Source organism: Streptomyces durbertensis (genome assembly GCF_014156695.1).
Lineage (GTDB): Bacteria > Actinomycetota > Actinomycetes > Streptomycetales > Streptomycetaceae > Streptomyces > Streptomyces durbertensis.
The window spans coordinates 1-6,703 of record NZ_WMLF01000302.1; the positions used below are offsets into that span (position 1 = coordinate 1).

At 74.0% G+C, this 6,703-nt stretch carries 6 protein-coding genes; 4 read left to right on the top strand and 2 right to left on the bottom strand.

What is annotated here, in order from left to right:
• Nucleotides 1-17: 17 nt before the first annotated feature.
• Complete coding sequence (ftsL, locus tag GL263_RS18595; protein WP_182856852.1) at nucleotides 18-395, bottom strand: cell division protein FtsL; 378 nt, start codon at nucleotides 393-395, stop codon at nucleotides 18-20.
• Nucleotides 392-1,357 (bottom strand): 16S rRNA (cytosine(1402)-N(4))-methyltransferase RsmH, encoded by a 966-nt coding sequence (gene rsmH, locus GL263_RS18600; RefSeq protein ID WP_182856853.1) that lies wholly within the window; start codon nucleotides 1,355-1,357, stop codon nucleotides 392-394. Before rsmH ends, ftsL begins: the two co-directional genes overlap by 4 nt.
• A 482-nt stretch (nucleotides 1,358-1,839) precedes the next feature.
• On the opposite strand from rsmH, the gene GL263_RS18605 reads away from it, so the two are divergent.
• The 4 genes from GL263_RS18605 to GL263_RS18620 all read left to right on the top strand — a co-directional run.
• The gene (locus tag GL263_RS18605; protein ID WP_182856854.1) at nucleotides 1,840-2,355 is read left to right on the top strand and encodes a beta-class carbonic anhydrase; all 516 of its coding nucleotides are present in this window, start codon (nucleotides 1,840-1,842) and stop codon (nucleotides 2,353-2,355) included.
• A 216-nt stretch (nucleotides 2,356-2,571) separates the two neighbouring features.
• The gene (locus tag GL263_RS18610) at nucleotides 2,572-3,597 is read left to right on the top strand and encodes an AAA family ATPase (RefSeq protein WP_182856855.1); all 1,026 of its coding nucleotides are present in this window, start codon (nucleotides 2,572-2,574) and stop codon (nucleotides 3,595-3,597) included.
• A complete protein-coding gene (locus GL263_RS18615) occupies nucleotides 3,597-4,946 on the top strand; it encodes a DUF58 domain-containing protein (protein WP_182856856.1) in 1,350 nt (449 codons plus the stop codon). Before GL263_RS18610 ends, GL263_RS18615 begins: the two co-directional genes overlap by 1 nt.
• A partial coding sequence (locus GL263_RS18620) for a transglutaminase TgpA family protein (RefSeq protein ID WP_182856857.1) occupies nucleotides 4,946-6,703 on the top strand: 1,758 nt, incomplete at its 3' end. The genes GL263_RS18615 and GL263_RS18620, both read left to right, overlap by 1 nt.

Here is a 6,703-nt window from a genome sequence, read left to right on the forward strand (position 1 = left end):
CCTCGGGACGCACCGCGTCACCTCCCGGGGTCGGGGGCGGCTGTTTCCGGTTCTCCGACGACGTCGCCGTCGGGCAGCAGGAACACCGGCGCGCCGCCGGGCACCATGCCCAGTTCCCTGGCCCGCTTGTCCAGCGCGTCCGGCGCGGAGTAGCCGTCGACCTCCTGCTGGAGCTGCTGCTGCTCGTCGGTGAGTTCCCTGGTCTGCTTCTTGAGCTTGCTCAGCTCGAACGAGCCCTGGTTGAGGGAGGCGTTGAGCAGCAGCAGGGTGAGCAGCCCGGAGCCGAGCAGGACGACGACAAGCAGCACGAACGGGGTGCGGGCGGCGCCCGCGCCCCGGCCGGGGACCAGCCGGGAGAGCCGGGCCAGCCGCGGCGACTGCTCCTTGCCCGTCATTCCGTCACTACCTCCCGGACGCGTTCGGCGCCGCGCAGCCGGGCGGGGGCGGCGCGCCGGTTGCGGGCCACCTCCTCCTCGGACGGCAGTTCGGCGCCGCGGGTGAGCAACCGCAGCCGGGGCAGGTAGCGTTCGGGCACCACCGGCAGCCCGGGCGGCGCGGTGTTCGCGGCGCCCGCCGCGAACACCTGCTTGACCAGCCGGTCCTCCAGCGAGTGGTAGGAGAGCACGGCGATGCGGCCGCCGACGGCGAGCGCGTCCACGGCGGCGGGCACAGCCCGTTCCAGTACCGCGAGTTCGCCGTTGACCTCGATGCGCAGCGCCTGGAACGTGCGCTTGGCGGGATTGCCGCCGGTGCGCTTGGCGGCCTGCGGCAGCGCCTCGCGGATGATCTCGACAAGCCGGGCGCTGTTGCGGAACGGCTCCTTCCGGCGTTCCCGCACGACGGCCTCGACGATGCGTCTGGCCTGCTTCTCCTCGCCGTAGGCGCGCAGGATGCGGACGAGTTCGCCGGGTGGGTAGGTGTTGAGGACCTCGGCGGCGGAGACGCCGGTCGTCTGGTCCATGCGCATGTCCAGCGGGGCGTCCTGGGCGTAGGCGAAGCCCCGGTCGGCCTCGTCGAGCTGCATCGAGGAGACGCCGAGGTCGAAGAGCACGCCCTGGACCCGCGGCCGGCCCAGTCGCCTGAGCACGTCGGGGAGTTCGTCGTAGACGGCGTGCACCAGGGTGGCCCGGTCGCCGTAGTCGGCGAGCCGTTCACCGGCGAGCTTCAGCGCCTGCGGGTCGCGGTCCAACGCGACGAGGGAGGCCTCGGGGAACGCGTCCAGCATCGCCTGGCTGTGTCCGCCGAGCCCCAGCGTGCAGTCCACGACCACCGCGCCGGGCTCCTGGAGCGCGGGGGCGAGCAGGTCCAGACACCGCTGGAGCATCACGGGTACGTGTCGCTCTTCGCTGCTGGTCATGCGCCCTCGTTCACGGTCCGGCGCGGGCTGCTGCACATCCAGCTCGGTCCCCGCCCGCTCTGAAGGGGAAGCCGCCTCCTGGCGCCGGGGAAGTGACGTCAGAGGGCCGGAGCGGGAGGAGGCCGAGCCGTATGTGCGCCGCCGCGCGCACGATCGGGCGTCGGATCGGGTTCCCGTACCGGTCGGACGCGCTCTCACGCCTCCCACTCGGCGTCACTCTAGTCCACTGACCGGCCCGGTCAACCAACCGGTTGGGCGCGTTGCCGCCCGGTTCGTCCCCGCCGCCGCCCGGCCGGGTCGGACGGCCCCGACACGCCGTGGTCCACTCCGTGAGACACCGGCCGCGCGCCCGCCCCGGCGGGGTGGAAGCGCCCGGCGGCCCCTGTGGATTAGCTCACAGGCGGCCCCGGGGGCGGCCGAATGCCGGACTGCGCCCGATCTCACAGCGGATTCCCGCTTCCGGCCCCGTTAACCTGCGGGGCATGTCGACTTCCTCCCAGCAGCGGACGGTCACCGACCGTCTCGTCGAAGCCAACACCGTCTACGCCGCCGACTTCACCGACCCGGGCATGGACGCCCGGCCGGTGCTGAAGGTGGCCGTCGTGGCGTGCATGGACGCCCGTCTGGACCTGCACGCCGCCCTGGGTCTCAACCTCGGTGACTGCCACACCATCCGCAACGCGGGCGGCGTGGTCACCGACGACGTGATCCGCTCCCTGACGATCAGCCAGCGCGCCCTGGAGACCCGCTCGGTGGTGCTGATCCAGCACACCGGCTGCGGTCTGCTCAAGCTCACCGAGGACTTCCGCCACGAACTGGAGCTGGAGGTCGGCCAGCGGCCGAGCTGGGCCGTGGAGTCCTTCCGCGACCTGGATCAGAACGTCCGCCAGTCGATACAACGCATCCGCACCTCCCCGTTCCTGCCGCACACCGACGACGTCCGCGGCTTTGTGTTCGACGTCCACAGCGGCGCCCTCCGCGAGGTCGACCCGGCGTGAGCCCGCGGTGACCGCCCGGCCCGACCGGCGCCCCGGTTTGTCCCGGTGGGTCCGCCCTCGGGACCCGGAAGAGTGACGGAACGGCCGTCAGCCGTGAACAATGGCCCTTCGACGGGTCACCCACACCGGGTCCGGCCCGGGAAGTTTCACGGTGCGCCGACCACGGGGATCAACGGAGATCCGCGTGGCTCGGCCGTGAGGGCCGAGGAGGGCCGGGTGACGACCAATGACGAGCGGGCGAGCCTCAGCGACCTGACGGACACCGCCGACCGGGTGCGCCGGTCGATGGAGCGGGTCATCGAGGGCAAGCCGGAGGCCGTGCGTGTGTCGCTCACCGTGCTGCTCGCCGAGGGCCACCTGCTGATCGAGGACGTGCCCGGGGTGGGCAAGACAATGCTCGCCAAGGCGCTGGCCCGGTCCATCGACTGCACGGTCCGCCGCATCCAGTTCACCCCCGACCTGCTGCCCTCCGACGTCACCGGCGTCAGCATCTACGACCAGCAGCGCAAGGACTTCGAGTTCAAGCCGGGCGCGATCTTCGCCCAGATCGTCATCGGCGACGAGATCAACCGCGCTTCCCCCAAGACCCAGTCGGCGCTGCTGGAGTCCATGGAGGAACGCCAGGTCACCATCGACGGCCACACCTACCGGCTGCCCGACCCGTTCATGGTCGTGGCCACCCAGAACCCGGTCGAGATGGAGGGCACCTACCCGCTGCCCGAGGCCCAGCGCGACCGCTTCATGGCGCGGATCTCCATCGGCTATCCGAGCCCGGAGGCCGAGCTGGAGATGCTGGACGTGCACGGCGGCAACTCCGCGGTCTCCCCGCTGGACGACCTGCAACCGGTCGCCCACGCCGACGATGTCGCCAAGCTGATCGGGGCCGTGCGCGGTGTGCACGTCGCCGACACGGTCCGCAGGTACGCCGTCGACCTCGTCACCGCGACCCGCAACCACCCGGAGCTGCGGCTGGGCGCCTCCCCGCGCGCCACGCTGCAACTGCTGCGCGCCGCGAAGGCGACCGCCGCGCTGGCCGGCCGCGAGTACGCGCTGCCGGACGACGTGCAGTCGCTGGCCGTGCCGGTGCTCGCGCACCGGCTGCTGCCCACCGCCCAGGCCCAGCTGAACCGGCGCACGGCCGAACAGATCGTCCTGGAGATACTCCAGCACACGCCCGTCCCCGAGGCCGCCGCGCAGGCGTGGCGGGAACCGTACGGGCGGTCCTCCGACCGGGGCCTGTGATGGCCGACGGCAGCGGCACCCCCGACCGCGCCCCCCGCGGCGGGGCCCGGGGCGGCGGCTCGGGCGGCGACCCGGGGGTACGCGCCGGGCTGCGGACGTCGCTGGCCGGGCTGACCACCCGGGGGCGTTCCTTCCTGGCCGCCGGCGCGGCCGCCGCGGCCTGCGCCTACGTGCTCGGCCAGCCGGACCTGCTGCGCGTGGGCATGCTGCTGGCCGCGCTGCCGCTGGTGTGCGTCCTGGTGCTGCACCGCACCCGCTACCGGGTGGCCGGCTCCCGGCTGCTCTCCCCCTCCCGCGTACCGACCCGCACCGAGGCCCGGGTGCGGCTGCGGGTCGACAACGTCTCCCGCATGCCCACCGGACTGCTGATGCTCCAGGACCGGGTGCCCTACGTGCTGGGCCCCCGGCCGCGGTTCGTACTGGACCGGGTGGAGGCCGGCGGGCGCCGCGAGGTGTCCTACCGGGTGCGGTCCGACCTGCGGGGCCGCTACCCGCTCGGGCCGCTGGAACTGCGACTGAGCGACCCGTTCGGCATGGTCGAGCTGACCCGCTCCTTCAGCGCCCGCGACACCCTCACCGTGATACCGCCCACCGAGCCGCTGCCGGCCATCCGGCTGCCCGGCGAGGCCGGCGGGTACGGCGACAGCCACCGCCGCTCGCTCGCCCTCGCCGGAGACGACGACGTCATCCCCCGCGAGTACCGGCACGGCGACGACCTGCGGCGGGTCCACTGGCGCTCCACCGCCCGCTACGGAGAGCTGATGGTCCGCCGCGAGGAGCAGCCCCGGCAGGCCCGCTGCACGGTCCTGCTCGACACCCGGCGCGTCGGCTGGCGCGGGGCAGGCCCCGACTCCCCCTTCGAGTGGGCGGTCACCGGCGCCGCGTCCGTCGCCCTGCACCTGCTCGAACGCGGCTACGCGGTACGGCTGCTCACCGACACCGGGGCGATGGCCCCAGGACCCGACGGCGGCGACCTCACCGGCGACTCCTCGGACACCGCCGGACTGCTGATGGACGTGCTCGCCGTCGTCGAGCACTCGGAGGACCCCGGGCTCTCCCGGGCCCTGGACGCGCTGCGCGGCGGCGAGGGGCTGCTCGTCGCGTTCCTCGGCGCGCTCGACGAGCAGCAGACGGCGCTCGCCGCCCGCATCCGGCAACGCGCCGGCGCGGCGGTGGCGTTCGTGGCCGGCGGACACCAACCGCCCGACATCGAGGAGGCACGGCTGCGGGAGCTGCGGGAGAGCGGCTGGACCGTGCTGCCCTGCCGGCCCGGGGCACGCCTGGCCGACCTGTGGCGGCAGGCGGACGGCAGGGTAGGCGGCAACCGCACGACGGGGGGCGTTCTCTGATGAGCGGCGGAACACGACTGGCGGTGGCCGCCTGGCTGGCCACGGTCGCGGCGGCGGGCGCGCTGACCCCGCTGGTCGACGAACCGGTGGGCTGGCTGACGCAGGCCGCCCTCGTCCTGGCGGTCCAGGGCGCGGTGGGCGTCATGGCCCGGCGCACACCCCTGTCCCGGGCGCTGGTCGTCCTCGCCCAGCTGATGACCGCGCTCCTGCTGGTCACCGTGCTCTTTGTGCCCGGCACGGCGCTCGGCGGCATGATCCCGCTGCCGGCCTCCTTCGAGCAGCTGTGGCTGCTGCTCGGGCAGGGCGCCGACGACGTCACCCGGTTCGCGACGCCGGCGCCCGTCACCGACGGCATCCGGCTGCTGCTGGTGGCCGGTGTGGTGCTGATCGGGCTGCTCGTCGACCTGCTCGCGGTGACGTTCCGCGCGGCGGCACCGGCCGGGCTGCCGCTGCTCGCCCTGTACTCGGTCGCGGCCGGACTCAACCAGGGTGACGTCACCTGGCTGTGGTTCCTCGCCGCCGCCGGCGGCTACCTGCTGCTGCTCCTCGCCGAGGGACGGGACCGCGTGACCCGCTGGGGCCGCGTCTTCGGCGGGCCCCCGCACGGCGGGCCCGCGCGGGGCGGACCGTCGGCGGGCGGCGCCGAGACGTCGAACCGGCCGCTGTCCTCCCCCGTCCGCACCGGGCGCCGCATCGGCGCGGCCGCCCTGGGCCTGGCCCTGCTGGTGCCCGCGCTGCTGCCCTCCCTCGGCGGCGGCCTGCTCGATCCGGCGAACAACAGCGCGGGCAACCCCGTCGGCGGCACCGTGACCGCCGTCAACCCCCTTGTCGCCCTGCAGGACAGCCTCAACCAGCCCGAGAACCGCACGGTCCTCACCTACGAGACCAACGCCCGCGACAACCAGGACATGTACCTGCGCATCGTCGCGCTCGACCAGTTCGACGGCACCGCGTGGAAGCCCGCCGAGCGGCGCATCGAGGCCGTGCCCGAGACGCTGCCCCCGGTGCCCGGCCTCTCCTCCGACGTGGCGCGCCGCCTCAACACCACCTCCATCGAGGCCGCCGACTGGTACAAGCAGAACTGGCTGCCGATGCCGTACCCGGCGCAGCGCGTCGAGATCGACGGGCGGTGGCGCTTCGAGCCGGAGGGCCGCACCCTGGTCGGCGACCACCGGCAGACCACCGCCGGCGCCACCTACACCGTCAGCAGTCTCAGCGTCCGGCCGACCGCCGAGCAGCTGAAGAACGCGCCCGAGCCCCGCCGGAGCCTCGTGGGGGAGTACACCAGCGTCCCCGAGTCGCTGCCCGAGGTGGTCGCCGAGACCGCGCGGGAGGTCACCGCAGGCGCCGGCAGCGACTACGAACGGGCGCTCGCCCTCCAGGAGTGGTTCGCCCGCGAGGGCGGCTTCCGCTACGACACCCAGGTACGCGCCGGCAGCGGCAGCGCGGCCATCGCCCGCTTCCTCGAACAACGCGAGGGCTTCTGCGTGCACTTCGCGTTCTCGATGGCCGCCATGTCCCGCACCCTGGGCATACCCGCCCGCGTCGCCGTCGGCTTCACCCCCGGCACCCGCACCGGCGCCGGCCGCTACGAGGTGGGCATCCAGGACGCCCACGCCTGGCCCGAGGTCTACTTCGAGGGCGTCGGCTGGACCCGCTTCGAGCCCACACCCTCACGCGGCAACGTGCCCGACTACGCACGCCCGGCCCTGCCCGACCCCGGCGGCACCGACGAGACCGAACCCGAGCCGGAGGAC

What these genes read in the sequence shown, in the direction of transcription:
- ftsL (WP_182856852.1), bottom strand. Translation starts at nt 395, where the DNA reads ATGACGGGCAAGGAGCAGTCGCCGCGGCTGGCCCGGCTCTCCCGGCTG.
- rsmH (WP_182856853.1), bottom strand. Translation starts at nt 1,357, where the DNA reads ATGACCAGCAGCGAAGAGCGACACGTACCCGTGATGCTCCAGCGGTGT.
- GL263_RS18605 (WP_182856854.1), top strand. Translation starts at nt 1,840, where the DNA reads ATGTCGACTTCCTCCCAGCAGCGGACGGTCACCGACCGTCTCGTCGAA.
- GL263_RS18615 (WP_182856856.1), top strand. Translation starts at nt 3,597, where the DNA reads ATGGCCGACGGCAGCGGCACCCCCGACCGCGCCCCCCGCGGCGGGGCC.